Raw genomic sequence first — 15,973 nt, forward strand, 5'->3', positions numbered from 1 at the left:
GTCAGTCCCGGCCCAGCCGGTAGCCGAAACCCCGGATGGTGGTCAGCAGGCCCGGCCGGTCGAGCTTCGCGCGCAGCTGGGTCAGGTGCACGTCGAGCGAACGGGAGACGGCGAGGTACGCGTCGCCCCAGACCTCGTCCATCAGCTGCTGGCGGCTCACCGCGGTTCCCGGCCGGGCGGCGAGTACCGCCAGCACGGCGAATTCCTTGGCGGTGAGCCCGATGTCGTGCCCGCCGACCAGCACTCGCCGCGCGCCGAGGTCGATCTCGACGTCCTCGACACGTACGACACCGTCCTGCGGGGCCGCGGAGACGGAGGCACGGCGGACGACCGCGTCCATCCTCGCCAGCAGTTCGGCCAGGCGGACGGGTTTGGTCAGGTAGTCGTCGGCGCCGAGCCGCAGCCCGCGCACGACGGACCGTTCGTCCCCGCTCGCGGTGAGCACGAGCACCGGTACCGGCGACACCTGACGGACCTTCCTGAGCACGTCGAGCCCGTGCATGTCGGGCAGGTTGAGATCCAGCAGGATCACGTCGGCGGCGCGATGCCGGTGCAGCGCGTCGCTGCCGCGGATCGCGTGGGAGACGGTGTGGCCGCGTGACTGCAGCGCTTCGGCGAGCGCGTCGGCGACACCGGCGTCGTCCTCGACGAGCAGCACCCGCACGGCCACACCTTCCCGCCTAGCCTTCGCGGCCGGACACGAGCTCGGGCTCGGGCCGCTTCTTCTTGTCCAGCTCCGAGGTCTTCGAGGTTTCCCGCATTGTGCCGTACACGATCAGCGACACCAGGACACAGCCCGCGACGTAGTAGAAGAACACCGATTCGTGGCCCGCCCCCTTGAGCGCCTGCGCGATGAGCTCGGCGGTGCCGCCGAAGATCGCCACGGTGAGCGCGTAGGGGAGACCGACGCCGATCGCGCGGATCTTTGTCGGGAACAGCTCGGCCTTCACGATCGCGTTGATCGAGGTGTACCCGGTGACGATCACGAGCCCGGCCAGCATCAGCAGGAAGGCGAGCGCCGGCTGCTTCGTCCCGCCCATCAGCGTCATGATCGGGACGGTCAGCAGCGTGCCGGCGATCCCGAAGAACATCAGCAGCGGACGGCGGCCGATACGGTCGGAGAGCTTGCCCGCGAACGGCTGCAGGATCGCGGCGACGAGGATCGCGCAGAACAGGATCAGCGTGACCGTCCGGCGCGGGATGCCCGCGGTGTTCTCCATGAACTTCTGGCTGTAGGTGGCGAAGGTGTAGAACGACACCGTGCCGCCGAGCGTGAGGCCGACGACGAGCGCGATCTCCTTGGGGTACTTGATCAGCGCGCGCAGCGTGCCCTTGTCGCCCGCGTCCTTGCCGGTGCCGGAGGCCTTGGCCTCCTCGAAACTGGCCGACTCGTCCATCCCGCGGCGCAGGACCATCACCACGACCGCGGCGAGCGCGCCGACGACGAAGGCGATCCGCCAGCCCCACGAGGTCAGCTGCTGCTCGGTCAGCACGGCCTGCAGGAGCAGCTGGAGACCCAGCGCCAGCAGCTGACCGCCGTACAGCGTCACGTACTGGAAGCTGGAGTAGAAGCCGCGCTTGCCCGGAGTGGCCACTTCGGACAGATAGGTCGCGGAGGTCGAATACTCGCCGCCGACCGAGAGTCCCTGGACGAGCCGGGCCACCAGCAGCAGGATCGGCGCGGCGATCCCGATCGAGGCGTAGGTCGGCGTCACGGCGATCATCAGCGACCCCGTCGCCATCAACGTGACGGAAAGCACGAGTGCGCTTCGTCGCCCGAACCGGTCGGCGAACCGGCCCAGCATCCAGCCGCCGAGTGGCCGCATGAGGAAGCCGACCGCGAACACCGCCGCGGTGCCGAGGAAGGCCGCCGTCGTGTCCTTGGTGGGGAAGAAGGACTTCGCGAAGTACGTGGTGAAGGCGGCGTAGGCGTACCAGTCGTACCACTCGACCAGGTTGCCGATCGAGCCGCGCAGCACGTTGCCGACGACTCGACGTTCGCTCACGGGCGGCGACGCTTCGCCGATCCGGGTTGTCATCTTTGACCTCCTGTGTTCCGGCTCACGGTGAACAATCCGTGACCGCCGGGCAAGGTTTCGGCGCGGTTCCTAACATCCGCTTAGGACGGTCGTGGTTACCCGGAGGTAGGGGTGGCGCGGCTCCGGCGCGAACCTGACGAGCCGATAACCTCAGTGCCGTCAGCGCGACAGGACGAGGCGAGGAGAGCTCTGTGGGACGGTCGGTACTGGTCACCGGCGGCAACCGCGGCATCGGTTTGGCGATCGCGAAGGACCTCGCGGCGCAGGGGCACAAGGTCGCGATCACGCACCGCGGTTCCGGCGCGCCCGAAGGCCTCTTCGGGGTGCAGGCCGACGTCACGGACGCCGAGCAGATCGACGCCGCGTTCAAGCTCGTCGAGGAGCACCAGGGCCCGGTCGAGGTCCTCGTCGCGAACGCCGGGATGACCGACGACACCCTCCTCATGCGCATGAGCGAGGAGCAGTTCACCCGCGTGGTCGACGCCAACCTCACCGGCGCGTACCGGGTCGCCAAGCGCGCCTCCCGCGGCATGCTGCGGGGCAAATGGGGCCGCTACATCTTCATCTCGTCCGTCGTGGGCCTCACCGGTTCGGCCGGTCAGGTCAACTACGCGGCCAGCAAGGCGGGCCTCGTCGGTCTCGCCCGCTCGCTCGCGCGTGAGCTGGGCTCGCGCAACATCACCTCGAACGTCATCGCGCCGGGCTTCGTCGCCACGGACATGACCGACGAGCTCGGCGAGGACCGCAAGAAGGAGATCCTCGCCCAGGTTCCCTCCGGCCGGTACGCCGAGCCGTCGGAGATCGCCGCCGCCGTCCGCTACCTCGCCTCCGAAGAGGCCGGTTACGTCAACGGTGCGGTGCTGCCGGTCGACGGCGGCCTCGGCATGGGCCACTGACGTCCCCGTTTCCCGTACCGATCGCAAACCACTCCGGACTGGAGGTCCCGTGCCAGGACTGCTCGAAGGCAAGCGCCTGCTGATCACCGGCGTCATCACCGATGCCTCGCTCGCGTTCCACGCGGCCAAGATCGCGCAGCAGGAGGGCGCGAAGGTCGTGCTCACCGGCTTCGGCAGGCTGTCGCTCGTCGAGCGCATCGCCAAGCGGCTCCCCGAGCCGGCGCCGGTGCTGGAGCTGGACGTCACCAACCAGGAGCACCTCGACTCGCTCGCCGACCGCGTGCGTGAGCACGTCGACGGGCTCGACGGTGTGCTGCACTCGATCGGGTTCGCCCCGCAGTCGTGCCTCGGCGCGCCGTTCCTGGACGCCCCCGGCGAGGACGTGAAGGTGGCCGTCGACGTGTCGGCGTTCTCCTTCAAGGCCCTGGCCGTCGCGACGCTGCCGCTGCTCTCGCCCGGCTCGTCGATCGTCGGCATGGACTTCGACGCGCGCGTCGCGTGGCCCGTCTACAACTGGATGGGCGTGGCGAAGGCGGCGCTGGAGTCGGTGAACCGGTACCTGGCGCGCGACCTCGGCCCGAAGGGGATCCGGGTCAACCTGGTCAGCGCCGGTCCGATGAAGACCATGGCCGCGAAGTCGATCCCGGGCTTCTCCGAGCTGGAGGAGGGCTGGGGCGACCGCGCGCCGCTCGGCTGGGACAGCTCGGACCCGGACCCGACGGCGAAGTCCGTCTGCGCCGTCCTGTCGGACTGGCTGCCCGCCACCACCGGCTCGATGATCATGGTCGACGGCGGAGTGCACGCCCTCGGCATCTGAGTTCGCGAGTACATGAAGGCCCCCATCCTTGCGCCTGACGCAAGGATGGGGGCCTTCATGTACCTCAGGGCTGGACGGCGTTCGCGACGTGCCAGGAGTCCTCGAGCATCAGGTACTTGGTGATCCGGCCGTCGTCGTCCACTTCGAACTCGAGGCTGAAGGCCGTCTGGATCACCTTGCCGGTGCTGCGGATCGTCGAGCGCAGGCGGCCGACCGCGACCGCGTGCGGCCCGTCGACGAAGACGCGTTCGACGTCGAACCGGTCCTTGATCAGGCCCTTGTCGAGCAGGTCGTAGAACTCGCGGATCTCCGCCCGGTTCCGGCGCGGGCCGATCCAGGGGACCAGGTCCGTCGCGCCGGGGATGTCCCACGCGACACTGTCGGCGAAGAGTTCCGTGGCGCCGTCAGTGTCTCCTGTGGACATTCGGCGGAAGAACTCGTCGAGGGTGGCCTTGGTGCGTTCGGACATGATTCTCCTTACTGGGTAACGGGTTCGCGGAGCAGGCGGCTGTCGTCGGTGCGCTGGACACCGGCGGCGAAGGTGAGTGCGACGACGGTGGCGACCCCGAGCCCGACGCTCACCCACGCCACGCTCGGGTAGCCGAGACCGGCGTCGATCGACTCGCCGCCGAGCCACGGGCCGACGGTGTTGCCGACGTTGAACGCGGCGGTCGTGCTCGCGCCGACGAGCGTGGGCGCGTTGCCCGCCACGGCGAAGGCACGGACGTTCAAGGCGGGATTGACCCCGAATCCGGCGACGCCGAAGAGGAAGACGGCGAAGATCGCGACCGGCGTCGCCGGACCGGAGACCGCGAGCAGCACCAGGGCGAGCAGGGCGACGGCGAGGCCGCCGTAAAGGGTCGCGAAAGGCCTCGCGTCGGCGAGCCTGCCGCCGGCGGTGATCCCGATCAGCGCGCCGAGCCCGAACAGGGAGAGCACGCCCGGCACCCAGCTTTCCGGCAGCCCGGCGACCTCGGTCAGCAGGGGCGCGAGATAGCTGAAGGTCGCGAAGATCATCGCCTGCGCGAGCGCGATCACGCCGAGCGCCAGCCAGAAGCGGCCGCCCCGGTAGAGCCGCAGTTCGGTCGCGACGTCGGTCTTGTCCTCCCCGTTCTGCGTCTCCGGGACCAGGGCGAAGACCCCGATCAGCGCGATCACGGTCAGCGCCGTGACCGCCCAGAACGCCGCCCGCCAGCCCGCGTGCTGGCCGAGGAAGGTCCCGGCGGGGACCCCGGCGATGTTCGCGACGGTGAGCCCGCCGACGAGGATGGCCAGCGCGCGGCCGCGGCGTTCGACCGGGACGAGCGCGACCGCGGTTGCCGCCGCGACCGCCCAGAAGCCGGCGCACGCGACCGCGCTGACGACGCGCGTCGCGAAGAGCAGGGCGTACCCCGAGCCCAGCGCGCCGACGACGTGCGAGAGCCCGAAGACGACGAGCAGGGCCATCAGGGTGGCGCGCCTCGGCACCCTCAGCGTCGCGATCGCGAGCAGGGGAGCGCCGACGACCATGCCGATCGCGAAGGCCGAGATGAGCAGCCCGGCCTCCGGGATGCCGACGTTCAGATCGGCCGCCATCCCCGGGAGCAGGCCGGTGATCATGAACTCGGAGGTGCCGAGCGCGAACACGCTCAGTCCGAGTACGCAGACCGCCAAAGGCACGGGAAATCCCTCCAGTTTTGTATCGTTCAGTCCAAAATGTGGGCAGCGTTGCGCACAAGGGGTTCGTTCGATCTACTTCGCGGCGATCGCGTCCACCGCGATGGCTGCGACGGCCTCCATGGCCGCTCGTCCGGCGCCGCGCCGGGACATCAGCCGGAGCCCGGCGACGGTGCTGTGCGCGAACTCGGCGACGGCGCCGGGCTCGCGGCGGGCGTCGATCGTCCCGTCCAGCTGCCCTTCCTCGGCGCAGGCCGAAAGAAGGGCGATGTGCCGCCGGGTGTCGGCGTCGATCCGCGCCTTGATCTCGGGATCGCGCCCGCCGAACTCCGCCACCGTGTTGACCACGAGGCAGCCCCGGCCGGGATGCTCGACTTCCTCGTCGATCGTGTACGCGAACAGGGCGCGGAACCGCTCGACGCCGGTCCCGGATTCCTCCAGCAACGCGGTCCTGGCCGTGATCCCGCGTTCGGCGTAGTGGTCGAGCGCGCGCATGAACAACGCGTGCTTGCTGGTGAAGGTGTTGTAGATGCTGCTGCGGCCCAAACCGGTGGCTTCGCAGAGGGCCTGTGTCGACGTGCCCTCGTAACCGCGTGCCCAGAACGCGTCCATGGCGCGCCCGACCGCGGCGCGCTCGTCGAATTCCTTCGGCCTGGCCATGGAGGCGACCGTACCAGGTTTTGGATCGGTCGGTTCAAAACGGGTCGGGTCAGCGTGCGGAGCGCCACAACGGCAAGATGGCGGGGTGGGTTACGACGCGCTGCTTTGGCTTTCGTTCGGTGGTCCCGAGGGACCCGACGAGGTGATGCCGTTCCTGGAGAACGTCACGCGGGGCCGGGGGGTCCCCCGGGAACGGCTGCTCGAGGTCTCCGAGCACTACCAGCATTTCGGCGGGGTCTCGCCGATCAACCGGCTGAACCGGGACGCGATCTCCGCGGTCGAGAAGCGACTCGCGGCCGCCGGGATCGATCTGCCCGTCCACTTCGGCAACCGCAACTGGCGGCCGATGGTCGAGGACACCCTGGCCGAAATCACCGAGGCGGGTGCTCAGCGCGTCCTGGTGTTCCCCACGAGCGCGTACGGCGGCTATTCCGCCTGCCGCCAGTACGACGAGGACATCGAGCGTGCCCGCGCGTCGGTCGGCGACGGTGCGCCGGAACTGGTGAAGCTGCGGCAGTTCTTCGACCACCCGCTGTTCATCGCCGCCTTCGCCGACGCCGTCCGGGCCGCGCACGCCAAGCTGGGGAACCAGCCCGGGACCAGGACGGTGTTCTGCGCGCACTCGGTGCCCGAGTCCGCCGACAAGGCGTCCGGGCCGCCTTCGGAAGGCGGACGGCGTTACTCGCGCCAGATCGCTGAAGCGGCCCGGCTCGTCGCCGCCGAAGTGGGGATCGAGACCTACGACGTCGTCTGGCAGTCGCGCTCTGGCCCGCCGCAGGTGCCGTGGCTGGAGCCGGACATCGTCGACCACATCGACGCGCTGCACGCGGAAGGCGTCACCTCGGTGGTCGTCTGCCCGGTGGGTTTCGTGTCCGATCACCTCGAGGTGATCTGGGACCTCGACAACGAGGCCGCCGAGCGGGCCGCGGAGCACGGCATGGGCTTCGCACGGGCCGCGACTCCGGACACCGACCCGCGGTTCGCGGAACTCGTCGTGGAGCTGATCCGGGAACACATCGAGGGGGCGCCGGCGCGGAAGCTGTCGCCGTTCCCGGCGGCCGGGTGCACGATCAACGGGGCGCCTTGCGCGGTGAGCTGCTGCGAGCCCGCGAAGAGGCCCGCGCGCCCGTAAGTGCCTTGAAGTACATGAAGGCCCCCTTCCTTGCGCTAGACGCAGTGAAGGGGGCCTTCACGTACTTGGGGAAGGTGTGAAGGTCAGGCGGCGATTCTCGACAGGTGCAGATCGATCAGCGCGATGGCCTCGTCGCCGGTTTGGTAGCCGAGCAGCACCGCGTCACCGAGACCGGCGACCAGCGCCAGCAGAAGGGCGGCTTCGGCGGCCGGGTCGACGGACCGGGCGAGATCGCCGTCCGCTTGGGCAGCGGCGATCAGGGCCGCCACCGCGTCGCGAAGCAGTCCGTGGCCGGTCCGGAAGTGACCCGCGATCTCGGGATCCTTGAGCGCGCGCACCAGGAAGGCGTTGGCGACCAGCGCGTCGTCCCGTCCACCCTCGTCGAGGGGGAGCAAGGCGATGAGCAGGTCGCGGACACGAAGTGGGGTGGCGATGCGCTCCTCGATCCCACCTCGCAGGGTGGTCGCCGCGAACCGCAGCATGTCGTCCCGTGACGCGAAGTAGTGCTGGACGAAGCCTTTCGAGATACCGGCTTCGGCCGCGACTTCGTTCAGGCTGACCCCTTCGAGTCCCCGGTCGGCCGCGATGCGGCGAACGGCCGCGGCGATCCGCCGCCGCCGGTCCTCGTGATCGACACGCTTGGGCACCCGCTCCTCCTTTTGGCAGTCCGATCGGATTGCAAACTTCCCACCAACTGTTTACAATCCGATCGTACCGTAAAGAGGAGGGGTGCGAATGAAGGTGGGCGGTTTCGCCTCGTCGGCGGCGCGAGCCGAGTACGAGGCCGTCTATGACCGAGGGTTGGCGGCTTTGCCCCCGCCGGCCGGTGTGTACGACATCCAGACGGCGTTCGGGGTGGCGCGCGTGTACCGGTTCGGGCAGCCGGGCGGGAGGCCGATCGTGCTGCTGCCCGGTCGCGCGGGCACCGCGGTGATGTGGGAGCCCAACCTCACGGCGCTGCTCGGACACGGCGAGGTCTACGCGGTGGACCTCATCGGTGAGCCGGGCCGCAGCGAGCAGACCGTCCCGATCCGCGACGGCGCCGACCAGGCCGCGTGGTTGACGACAGTGCTCGAGGAACTCGACCTGCCGTCCGTGCACCTGATCGGGTACTCGTTCGGGGGCTGGCTCGCCGCCAACCTCGCGGTGCGGGCGCCGGAACGGCTGAAGTCGCTCACCGTGATCGACCCCGTGCTGACCTTCGGCGGACTGACCCCGGGACTCGTCGTCCGCGCCACCCTCACCGCGATCCCCGTCGTCAACCGCTGGGCCCGGCCGTCGTTCCTCAACTGGATTTCCGGTGGCGCGGAGGTCGACGCCACGGATCCGGTCGCGCGGGTGATCGACGAGGGGATGCGGACCTACCGCATCGCCCTGCCGTCGCCCAGGTTGTTCACCGACGAGCAGTTGCGCTCGCTGCGGATGCCCGTGCTGGCCCTGATCGCCGGGCGCAGCGTCATCCACGATCCGGACCGCGCCGCCGCCCGCGCCCGCGAGCTTCTGCCGCGGGGACAGGTCGAACTGTGGCCGTCGGCGACCCACGCCATCGCCGGTGAATCCGCGGCCGAGGTCAACGCGCGCGTCCTGAAGTTCCTGGCCGACTGCGAAGCGGGCACGTGACCGCGCGCGGCAAGAATCCCACGCTGTCGTTGCTGCTCTGGGACGTGGCGCTCCCGCTGGCCGCGTACTACGGGCTCCGGCTCGCCGGACAGAGTGAGCGGATTTCGCTGCTCGCCGGGGCGGGGCTGGCGGCGATACGGATCGCGTGGGTCGCCGTTCGCGACCGGTCGTTCGACGGCTTCGCCGCGTTGCTGGCCGGTGTGCTCGGAGTCGGGCTCGTGCTCTCGCTGGTCACCGGTGACACGAAGTTCTTGCTGCTGAAGGAATCCTTCGCCACCGCGACCGCCGCGATCGTGCTGTTGCTGAGCTGCTTCAGCCGCACGCCCATGGTGCTCGTCGCCGTGCGGGCCGGCTCAAACGCGGCGAAACGCGCGGAGATCGACCGCCTCGGCGACGAGGTTCCCGCTTTCCGGCGGGCGTTCACCCGGATGTCGGCGGTGTGGGGAGTGGCGCTGCTGCTGGAAGCCGCGCTCCGGGTGCCGCTGGTCTACACGCTGTCGGCCGACGTGATGAACGCGCTCAGCGTGATCCTGCTGCTCGCGGTCATCGGCGGGCTTTCGCTGTGGTCCGTCCGGTATGCCGGGAAAATCCAGGAGAAGCACGCCGCGACCGGGTGACCCGGCTACGGGAGATCGAAGGGGGCAGGGGAGTGGCCTTCCCAGATCTGGCGGGATGCGTGTTCGGGGTAGGGCAGGGTCTTCGACTCGGTGTCCAGGACGCGGGTGAGGTGCTCGCCGGGCCGGTGGGCGGGCCAGCCCGCGTCGCCGGTGGTGACGAAGCGGACCCATGCCTCCCGGAGTTCGCGGGAGAGCGCGATGGCGTCGGGAGTGGGTTCCTCGCCGATGAGCTGGGTGCCGACGGGGCTGTTCAGCGTGCCGAACGCCAGTGGCACGTCGAGGCTGTGGCAGGCGCCCAGGATTCCGCCGAGGGCCGGGGCGGTCCAGCACAGTTCGAACAGGTGGGAGGTGCCGCCGGCTGCGGTGTTCGCCTCGGCCAGCTTCTGTGACGGCATGCGGAAGAGGGCGTCGGAGTACACGGTCTCCACCAGTTCCTCCGGGCCTGCTTGGGGGAACGCGGCGCGGTAGGCCCGCGCGCCGTCCGGCTGCGGGGCGTGCAGTTCCAGGGCCGCGTGGGCGTCCTCCTCGGTGAACGTGCCGTACCGTCCGCTGACGACGCTGAAGTACCGGAACTCGTCCCGGGTGTGGCCGACGAGCAGTTCGGTCCCGCTCGCTCGCGCGCCGGTCAGCGCGGGCCAAGGCGTTTCCGGGAGGACCTCGCCGTCGACGACGGGGCACAGCGCGGTGCCGGTCTCCGTGAGTCGTCCCCAGCCCTCCCGGTGCGTGTGGAGGCCGGAGTTGAAGGACGTGAGCTCGGCGGCCAGGCGCCATGGGTCGATGTCGCGCAGGGCCTCGGCGGTGGGGGCCGTCGCGCCGAGCCGGTCCGCGAACGCGGCGGTGACCTGCCGCGCCAGCGCGGGGGTGCTGTACAGCCCCGGCACGGAATGGGCGATGGCCCGCCGGAACAGGCCGCGTGCGGACTTCATCGTCAGCAGGGCGGCGACCGAGCCCGCCCCGGCGGACACCCCGCCCACGGTGACCCGGCCGGGGTCGCCTCCGAAGGCGGCGATGTTGTGCTGCACCCACTCCAGCGCCGCGATCTGGTCGAGGAATCCGCGGTTGGGCGGCACGTCGTCGAGGAAGGCGAATCCCTCCGCGCCCACGCGGCAGTTGATGGTCACCACGACGACTCCGGCCTCGGCCAGCGCCGCCGGGTCGTACATCGGGTCGCTCGACGCCGCCGAGAGGTAGCCGCCCACGGGGATCCACACCAGCACGGGCAGTCCCGCCGCGCCGGGATCCGGAGTGCCGACGTTGAGCGTCAGCCAGTCGCCGCCCTGCGGGGGCACGTCGATCGGCAGGGACAGCGGCGCCACGGGGCCGAACTCGACCGCCTGCCTCGTCCCCTCCCAGCGGTGCGGCGGCGCGGGCGCGGCGAAGCGGAGCGCTCCGACGGGGGGCTGGGCGTAGGGGATGCCGCGGAACACCGCGTGGCCCTGCCGGCGGCGCCCCTGCACCACGCCTTCCGTGGTCCGTACCTTCGGCTGTTCGGACATGACGATTCCTTCCCCTCGATCGGACGTCAGGATTATGGGTCAGGTGTATTATGTCAACTGTATTGGAAAAGTCCCGGGGTACGAGGGGAAGGCCGGCGATGCCGAAACAGGTGGATCACCGCGGACGCCGCGAAGCGATCGCCCGCGCACTGTGGCGGGTGGTGGAGCAGCGCGGCGTCACCCAGCTGACGATGCGCGTGGTGGCGCAGGAGGCGGGCATGTCACTCGGGCAGCTGCAGCACTACTTCGCCTCCAGGACCGACATGCTCTCCTTCGCCATGGATTTCGCGTCCGAGCAGACCTCGGCGCGCGTACAGCAGGGGCTCGAAAGACTCGGTGACCGTCCGCATCCCCGTGACGTGCTGCGACTGACGTTGGCGGAAATGCTGCCCCTGAATCCCGACGCCCGCGCGACCAGCCGGATGAGCGCCGCCTACGTCCTGGAGGCGCTGCACGACGAGGCCGTGCACGAGCAGGCACGCCGCGGCCTCGTCCAAGGGCGGGCCCTCGTCGAGCAGTTGGTCCGCCAGGCGATCGCCGACGGGCACATCGACTCCGGCCGCGACCCGGCGGCCGAGGCCAACCTGCTCCTCGCCCTCACCGGCTTCACGTCCCTGATCGAACTCGACGTGATCAAGCCCCAGGACGCGCTCGCCGCGATCGACGTGCACCTGGACCGGCTGTTCAGGACCACGTGACCTCGTGCGGTGGAGTTGCTCTGGTCGGGACCTACGGGTGCCGGTCCGCCTGTTCGGCGAACACCCGCACGGCTTCGTTGATCGCCGCGCACCGGGCGTTGCGGACGGCTTCGGTCAGCGGCCGCAAGGCCGCCGCCCGCCGAAGCGCCGCCGACGACGAGAGCGCGCCGCCCGGATCGTCGGATTCGGCGATGGCGAGGATCGCCGCGATCTCCTGGGAACGCTGGAGCACCCGCAACGCCCGGCTGGGCATTCCGGCGGGCCAAGGCGCGTCGGTGGCCGCGCGGAGCCGGGCCGAGAGCTCGGCCCGCACCCCGGGCCGTTCGCTGGCGACGTCCAGTGCCTGCAGCGCACCCGCGCTCGCGCGGATCGCGTCGGTCAGGCCGTGTTCGGCCTCGCCCAGCGGACGGTACTCGAGGACACCCGGCATGGGCACCGAGTACACGGTCCAGCGCATGAGACCTTCGGCGATCGCCTCGGGAACCACTCCGTAGCCGAGATCCGGCAGCACGACGGCCTCGCCGGTCCGCAGCGCCGCCTCGGCGAACGGCCCGCCGCCACCCAGCCCCCGCACGTCACCGGGCACCGGGAGCACCAGCTGCATGCTCTTCGCCCCCTGTGAACGAAGGGCGAGCAGCAGCTGGACCGGGGTCGCGGCGCGGTTGAACGCGAGCGGCAGGTCGAACGCCTCGGCGGCGGCCGCGTCCGCGGCGACGAAGTCGTGGGCTTCGCCCCAGACCTGCAGGGCGTCAAGGACGTCGTCGGAGGCCGCGGCTCCGTTCAGCCACGCCGAAGACCAGACCGCGAGGGTCGCACTAGGACGGCACACCGGACTGATTTTAGTCGTGCTTCCGGCGAAACCAGGAAAGGGTCGCGCCGGCCGTTCGCTGTGGAGCTGGAGTTGCTTCACGTCGACAGCGGCCACGCCCGCGACGTAGCGTCGAACGGGTGAACGATGTTCCCGCAAACCTGCCCCGGACCGCCGGGGACCTCCGCGCGGCGGGTCACCTGCCGCGGTCGATCAACCAAGAACTGCACGACAACCTGCTCGCCAAGCTCCGTGCCGGCGAAGACGCCTGGCCCGGGATCGTCGGCTTCTCGCGCACGGTTCTGCCGCAGCTGGAACGCGCGCTCCTGGCCGGCCACGACGTCGTCCTCCTCGGCGAACGCGGCCAGGGCAAGACCCGGCTGCTGCGGACCCTCGTGGGACTTCTCGACGAATGGACGCCCGTCATCGAGGGTGCCGAACTGGGCGAGCACCCGCTCGACCCGATCACCCCGGAGTCGCGCCGCCGCGCCGCCGAACTCGGCGACGCCCTCCCCGTGGCCTGGCGCCACCGCGAAGACCGGTACACGGAGAAGCTGGCCACGCCGGACACCTCGGTCGGTGACCTCATCGGCGACGTCGACCCGGTGAAGGTCGCGGAAGGCCGCAGCCTCGGCGATCCCGAGACCATCCACTTCGGACTCGTCCCGCGCGCCCACCGCGGCATCGTGGCGATCAACGAGCTGCCGGACCTCGCCGAACGTATCCAGGTCGCGCTGCTGAACGTGATGGAGGAACGCGACATCCAGGTGCGCGGCTACACCCTGCGCCTGCCGCTGGACGTGCTGCTGGTGGCGACCGCCAACCCTGAGGACTACACCAACCGCGGCCGCATCATCACCCCGCTCAAGGACCGGTTCGGCGCCGAGATCCGCACCCACTACCCGCTCGACGTCGAGGCGGAGATCGCGGTCGTGCGGCAGGAGGCCCATCTGGTCGCCGAGGTCGGCGAGCCGCTGCTGGAGGTGCTCGCCCGGTTCGTGCGGAACCTGCGTGAGTCGCCGGTGATCGACCAGCGGTCCGGTGTTTCGGCGCGGTTCGCCGTCGCGGCGGCGGAAACGGTCGGCGCCGCGGCGTTGCGCCGGTCCGCGCTGACCGGTGAGGAGCCCGCGGTGGCGCGCCCGGTCGATCTCGACGCCGTGCCCGCCGTCCTGCGCGGCAAGCTCGAATTCGAGCCGGGGGAGGAGGGACGCGAGACCGAACACCTCGTGCACCTGCTGCGCAGGGCGGTCGCGGAGACGGCCCGCTCGCGGTTCGCGGGCCTGGACCTGCTGCCGCTGGCCGACGCCGTCGAGTCCGGGCATCTGGTCGCCACCGGGGAACGCGTACCCGGCAAGGACGTCCTCGCCGCGCTGCCGGAACTGCCGGTCCTGCACGACGTCGCCGCGCGTGCGGGCGTCGCGCCGGACGAACCGGCCGGGCGCATCGCGGCGGCGGTCGAACTGGCGCTGGAATCCCTGTTCCTGTCGAGGAGACTCGCCAAGGACTCGGACGACTCGACGACCGTCTACGGCCGATGAGTTTCCCGCCGACGTACTTTTTCCCGCGGAGGCGGCGATGACACAGCCGGAGGGGTATTCGTACGGGCCGTGGCACGACGGTCCCGATCCGCTGGCACCGCCCGCCGATCTGCGGGACGCGCTCGACGAGATCGGCCGCGACGTCATGGCCGGCGCGTCGCCCCGATCCGCGCTCGAAGAGCTGCTGCGGCGTGGCACCCCGCGCACCGCGGGGCTCGACGAGCTGACCAGGCGGCTCTGGCAGCGCCGGTCGGAGATCCAGCGGCGGCACCGGCTCGACGGCACACTTCAAGAGGTCCAGCGGCTTCTCGACCAGGCGCTGGAGGCCGAGCGGCGCGAGTTGTTCCCCGATCCGGACGACGACGCCCGTTTCCGCGAGGCGCAACTGGACGCGTTGCCGCCGGGAACGGCCGCGGCGGTGCGCGAACTCGCCGAGTACGACTGGCGTTCGCGGGAGGGCAGGGAGAACTACGAGAAGATCCGCGACCTGCTCGGCCGTGAGCTGCTGGATTCCCGGTTCGAAGGGATGAAGGAGGCACTGCGGAACGCCGGGCCGGAACAGGTCGAGCAGGCGAACCGTATGCTCGCCGATCTCAACGACCTCCTGGCCGCGCACGCCCAGGGCAGTGAGGACGTCCCTGAACGGTTCGCGGAGTTCATGCGTCGGCACGGCGAGTTCTTCCCGGAGAACCCGAAGAACGTCGAGGAGCTGATCGACGTCCTCGCCGCCCGTGCCGCGGCCGCGCAGCGGATGCTGAACTCGATGACTCCCGAGCAGCGGGCCGAACTGGCCGAACTGTCCCAGCAGGCGTTCGGCGACCCCCGGCTGGCGCAGCAACTGTCCACTTTGGATGCTCAGCTGCGGGCGTTGCGGCCCGGTGAGGACTGGACGTCTTCGGAACGGTTCCGTGGCAACGATCCGATGGGCCTCGGCGAGGGTGCCCGGGCGATGTCCGATCTCGCCGAACTCGACGCGCTGGCCGAGCAGCTCGGCCAGTCGTATCCCGGCGCCAGGCTGGAGGACATCGACGTCGACGCGCTGGAACGCCAGCTCGGGCCGGACGCCGGGGTCGACGCGCGGCGGCTGTCCGAACTGGAACGCGAGCTGCGGCGGCAAGGGCTTTTCGAACGTGCTCCCGATGGCACGCTTCGTTTGTCTCCCAAGGCTTTGCGAAGGCTAGGCGAGACGGCGCTCGCAGACGTCGTGCACGCGCTGCGCGGCAAGACCGGGCAACGGGAGACCGAATCCGCCGGGGCCGCGGGTGAGCCGACCGGCGCGACCAGGCCGTGGCGGTTCGGGGACATGCAGCCGTGGGACGTGTCCAGGACGGTCCGCAACTCCGTCCTGCGCTCGGTTTCGGTGGGGGAGCGATCGGTCCGGATGGACGTCTCCGACGTCGAGGTGATCGAGACCGAGCACCGGTCGCGCGCGGCGGTGGCGTTGCTCGTGGACACCTCGTGGTCGATGGTGCAGGAGGGCCGCTGGCTGCCGATGAAGCGGACGGCGCTCGCGCTGCACCAGCTGATCAGCACCCGGTTCCGCAACGACGCTCTCCAGCTGATCACCTTCGGCCGCTACGCGACATCGGTCGAGCTGGCCGAATTGGTGGGCCTGGAAGGCGCTTGGGAACAGGGCACCAACGCCCACCACGCGCTGCTCCTGGCCGGGCGGCATCTGCGGCGGCATCCCGACGCGCAGCCGGTGGTCCTGATGGTCACCGACGGCGAGCCGACCGCGCATCTGGAACCGGACGGATCGGCGGAATTCGACTATCCGCCCCAGCCGAGGACGTTGCTGAAGACCCTGTCCGAAGTGGACCGGATGGCGAAGCTGGGCGCGTCGGTGACGGTGTTCCGGCTCGGGGACGACCCGCGGCTGACGGAGTTCGTCGACCTGCTCGCCCGCCGCTCCGGCGGCCGGGTGGTCGCTCCCGACCTCGACGGGCTCGGTGCCGCCGTGGTCGGCGACTACCTGCGGACCAGGAAGCGCTGAACT

At 70.5% G+C, this 15,973-nt stretch carries 16 protein-coding genes; 8 read left to right on the top strand and 8 right to left on the bottom strand.

Going from position 1 to position 15,973, the window contains the following annotated elements; translation table 11 throughout:
* Position 1: 1 nt before the first annotated feature.
* Positions 2-670 (bottom strand): response regulator transcription factor, encoded by a 669-nt coding sequence (locus AMK34_RS03410; RefSeq protein ID WP_083649726.1) that lies wholly within the window; start codon positions 668-670, stop codon positions 2-4.
* 10 nt (positions 671-680) lie between these two features.
* The gene (locus AMK34_RS03415) at positions 681-2,039 is read right to left on the bottom strand and encodes an MFS transporter (protein ID WP_073842840.1); all 1,359 of its coding nucleotides are present in this window, start codon (positions 2,037-2,039) and stop codon (positions 681-683) included.
* A 191-nt stretch (positions 2,040-2,230) separates the two neighbouring features.
* Here AMK34_RS03415 and fabG point away from each other — a divergent pair, with 191 nt between their 5' ends.
* Together fabG and fabI are read left to right on the top strand one after the other, a co-directional pair.
* Complete coding sequence (gene fabG, locus AMK34_RS03420; protein ID WP_016334125.1) at positions 2,231-2,935, top strand: beta-ketoacyl-ACP reductase; 705 nt, start codon at positions 2,231-2,233, stop codon at positions 2,933-2,935.
* 49 nt (positions 2,936-2,984) lie between these two features.
* Positions 2,985-3,752, top strand: coding sequence for an enoyl-ACP reductase FabI (fabI, locus tag AMK34_RS03425; protein WP_038513958.1), 768 nt, complete (start codon positions 2,985-2,987; stop codon positions 3,750-3,752).
* A gap of 64 nt (positions 3,753-3,816) precedes the next feature.
* Here fabI and AMK34_RS03430 read toward each other — a convergent pair whose 3' ends face one another.
* From AMK34_RS03430 to AMK34_RS03440, 3 genes are all read right to left on the bottom strand, one after another.
* On the bottom strand, positions 3,817-4,221 hold the full coding sequence (locus tag AMK34_RS03430) for a nuclear transport factor 2 family protein (RefSeq protein ID WP_073842842.1): 405 nt from the start codon (positions 4,219-4,221) through the stop codon (positions 3,817-3,819).
* Positions 4,222-4,229: 8 nt separating this feature from the next.
* Positions 4,230-5,411, bottom strand: coding sequence for a Cmx/CmrA family chloramphenicol efflux MFS transporter (locus AMK34_RS03435; RefSeq protein ID WP_073842844.1), 1,182 nt, complete (start codon positions 5,409-5,411; stop codon positions 4,230-4,232).
* Positions 5,412-5,483: 72 nt separating this feature from the next.
* On the bottom strand, positions 5,484-6,068 hold the full coding sequence (locus AMK34_RS03440; protein WP_073842846.1) for a TetR/AcrR family transcriptional regulator: 585 nt from the start codon (positions 6,066-6,068) through the stop codon (positions 5,484-5,486).
* Between the two features lie 85 nt (positions 6,069-6,153).
* Here AMK34_RS03440 and AMK34_RS03445 point away from each other — a divergent pair, with 85 nt between their 5' ends.
* Positions 6,154-7,200, top strand: coding sequence for a ferrochelatase (locus tag AMK34_RS03445; protein WP_073842848.1), 1,047 nt, complete (start codon positions 6,154-6,156; stop codon positions 7,198-7,200).
* A gap of 83 nt (positions 7,201-7,283) precedes the next feature.
* Here the strand turns inward: AMK34_RS03445 and AMK34_RS03450 are convergent, their stop codons facing one another.
* On the bottom strand, positions 7,284-7,847 hold the full coding sequence (locus AMK34_RS03450; RefSeq protein WP_073842849.1) for a helix-turn-helix domain-containing protein: 564 nt from the start codon (positions 7,845-7,847) through the stop codon (positions 7,284-7,286).
* A gap of 88 nt (positions 7,848-7,935) precedes the next feature.
* Here AMK34_RS03450 and AMK34_RS03455 point away from each other — a divergent pair, with 88 nt between their 5' ends.
* Entirely contained in the window at positions 7,936-8,820 is an 885-nt protein-coding gene (locus AMK34_RS03455; RefSeq protein ID WP_073842850.1) for an alpha/beta fold hydrolase, read from the top strand.
* Positions 8,817-9,437, top strand: coding sequence for a VC0807 family protein (locus AMK34_RS03460; protein WP_073842852.1), 621 nt, complete (start codon positions 8,817-8,819; stop codon positions 9,435-9,437). The genes AMK34_RS03455 and AMK34_RS03460 overlap by 4 nt, the downstream gene beginning before the upstream one ends.
* Before the next feature lie 5 nt (positions 9,438-9,442).
* Here AMK34_RS03460 and AMK34_RS03465 read toward each other — a convergent pair whose 3' ends face one another.
* On the bottom strand, positions 9,443-10,933 hold the full coding sequence (locus AMK34_RS03465; RefSeq protein ID WP_073842854.1) for a carboxylesterase/lipase family protein: 1,491 nt from the start codon (positions 10,931-10,933) through the stop codon (positions 9,443-9,445).
* 98 nt (positions 10,934-11,031) lie between these two features.
* On the opposite strand from AMK34_RS03465, the gene AMK34_RS03470 reads away from it, so the two are divergent.
* Positions 11,032-11,631, top strand: coding sequence for a TetR/AcrR family transcriptional regulator (locus tag AMK34_RS03470; RefSeq protein ID WP_073842856.1), 600 nt, complete (start codon positions 11,032-11,034; stop codon positions 11,629-11,631).
* A 31-nt stretch (positions 11,632-11,662) separates the two neighbouring features.
* Here AMK34_RS03470 and AMK34_RS03475 read toward each other — a convergent pair whose 3' ends face one another.
* Positions 11,663-12,460, bottom strand: a complete 798-nt coding sequence (locus tag AMK34_RS03475) for a hypothetical protein (RefSeq protein WP_073842858.1) — start codon at positions 12,458-12,460, stop codon at positions 11,663-11,665.
* A 119-nt stretch (positions 12,461-12,579) separates the two neighbouring features.
* Between AMK34_RS03475 and AMK34_RS03480 the strand changes: the two genes are divergently transcribed.
* Together AMK34_RS03480 and AMK34_RS03485 are read left to right on the top strand one after the other, a co-directional pair.
* Positions 12,580-13,977, top strand: a complete 1,398-nt coding sequence (locus tag AMK34_RS03480; protein WP_038513932.1) for an ATP-binding protein — start codon at positions 12,580-12,582, stop codon at positions 13,975-13,977.
* Positions 13,978-14,014: 37 nt separating this feature from the next.
* Positions 14,015-15,970, top strand: a complete 1,956-nt coding sequence (locus AMK34_RS03485) for a vWA domain-containing protein (RefSeq protein ID WP_073842860.1) — start codon at positions 14,015-14,017, stop codon at positions 15,968-15,970.
* Positions 15,971-15,973 lie beyond the last annotated feature (3 nt).

Source organism: Amycolatopsis sp. CB00013 (assembly GCF_001905755.1).
Taxonomy (GTDB): Bacteria; Actinomycetota; Actinomycetes; order Mycobacteriales; family Pseudonocardiaceae; genus Amycolatopsis; species Amycolatopsis japonica.

Bases quoted from the DNA above. Each gene is read 5' to 3' on its own strand.
- AMK34_RS03415 (WP_073842840.1), bottom strand. From the start codon at position 2,039: ATGACAACCCGGATCGGCGAAGCGTCGCCGCCCGTGAGCGAACGTCGA.
- AMK34_RS03430 (WP_073842842.1), bottom strand. From the start codon at position 4,221: ATGTCCGAACGCACCAAGGCCACCCTCGACGAGTTCTTCCGCCGAATG.
- AMK34_RS03440 (WP_073842846.1), bottom strand. From the start codon at position 6,068: ATGGCCAGGCCGAAGGAATTCGACGAGCGCGCCGCGGTCGGGCGCGCC.
- AMK34_RS03455 (WP_073842850.1), top strand. From the start codon at position 7,936: ATGAAGGTGGGCGGTTTCGCCTCGTCGGCGGCGCGAGCCGAGTACGAG.
- AMK34_RS03465 (WP_073842854.1), bottom strand. From the start codon at position 10,933: ATGTCCGAACAGCCGAAGGTACGGACCACGGAAGGCGTGGTGCAGGGG.
- AMK34_RS03470 (WP_073842856.1), top strand. From the start codon at position 11,032: ATGCCGAAACAGGTGGATCACCGCGGACGCCGCGAAGCGATCGCCCGC.
- AMK34_RS03485 (WP_073842860.1), top strand. From the start codon at position 14,015: ATGACACAGCCGGAGGGGTATTCGTACGGGCCGTGGCACGACGGTCCC.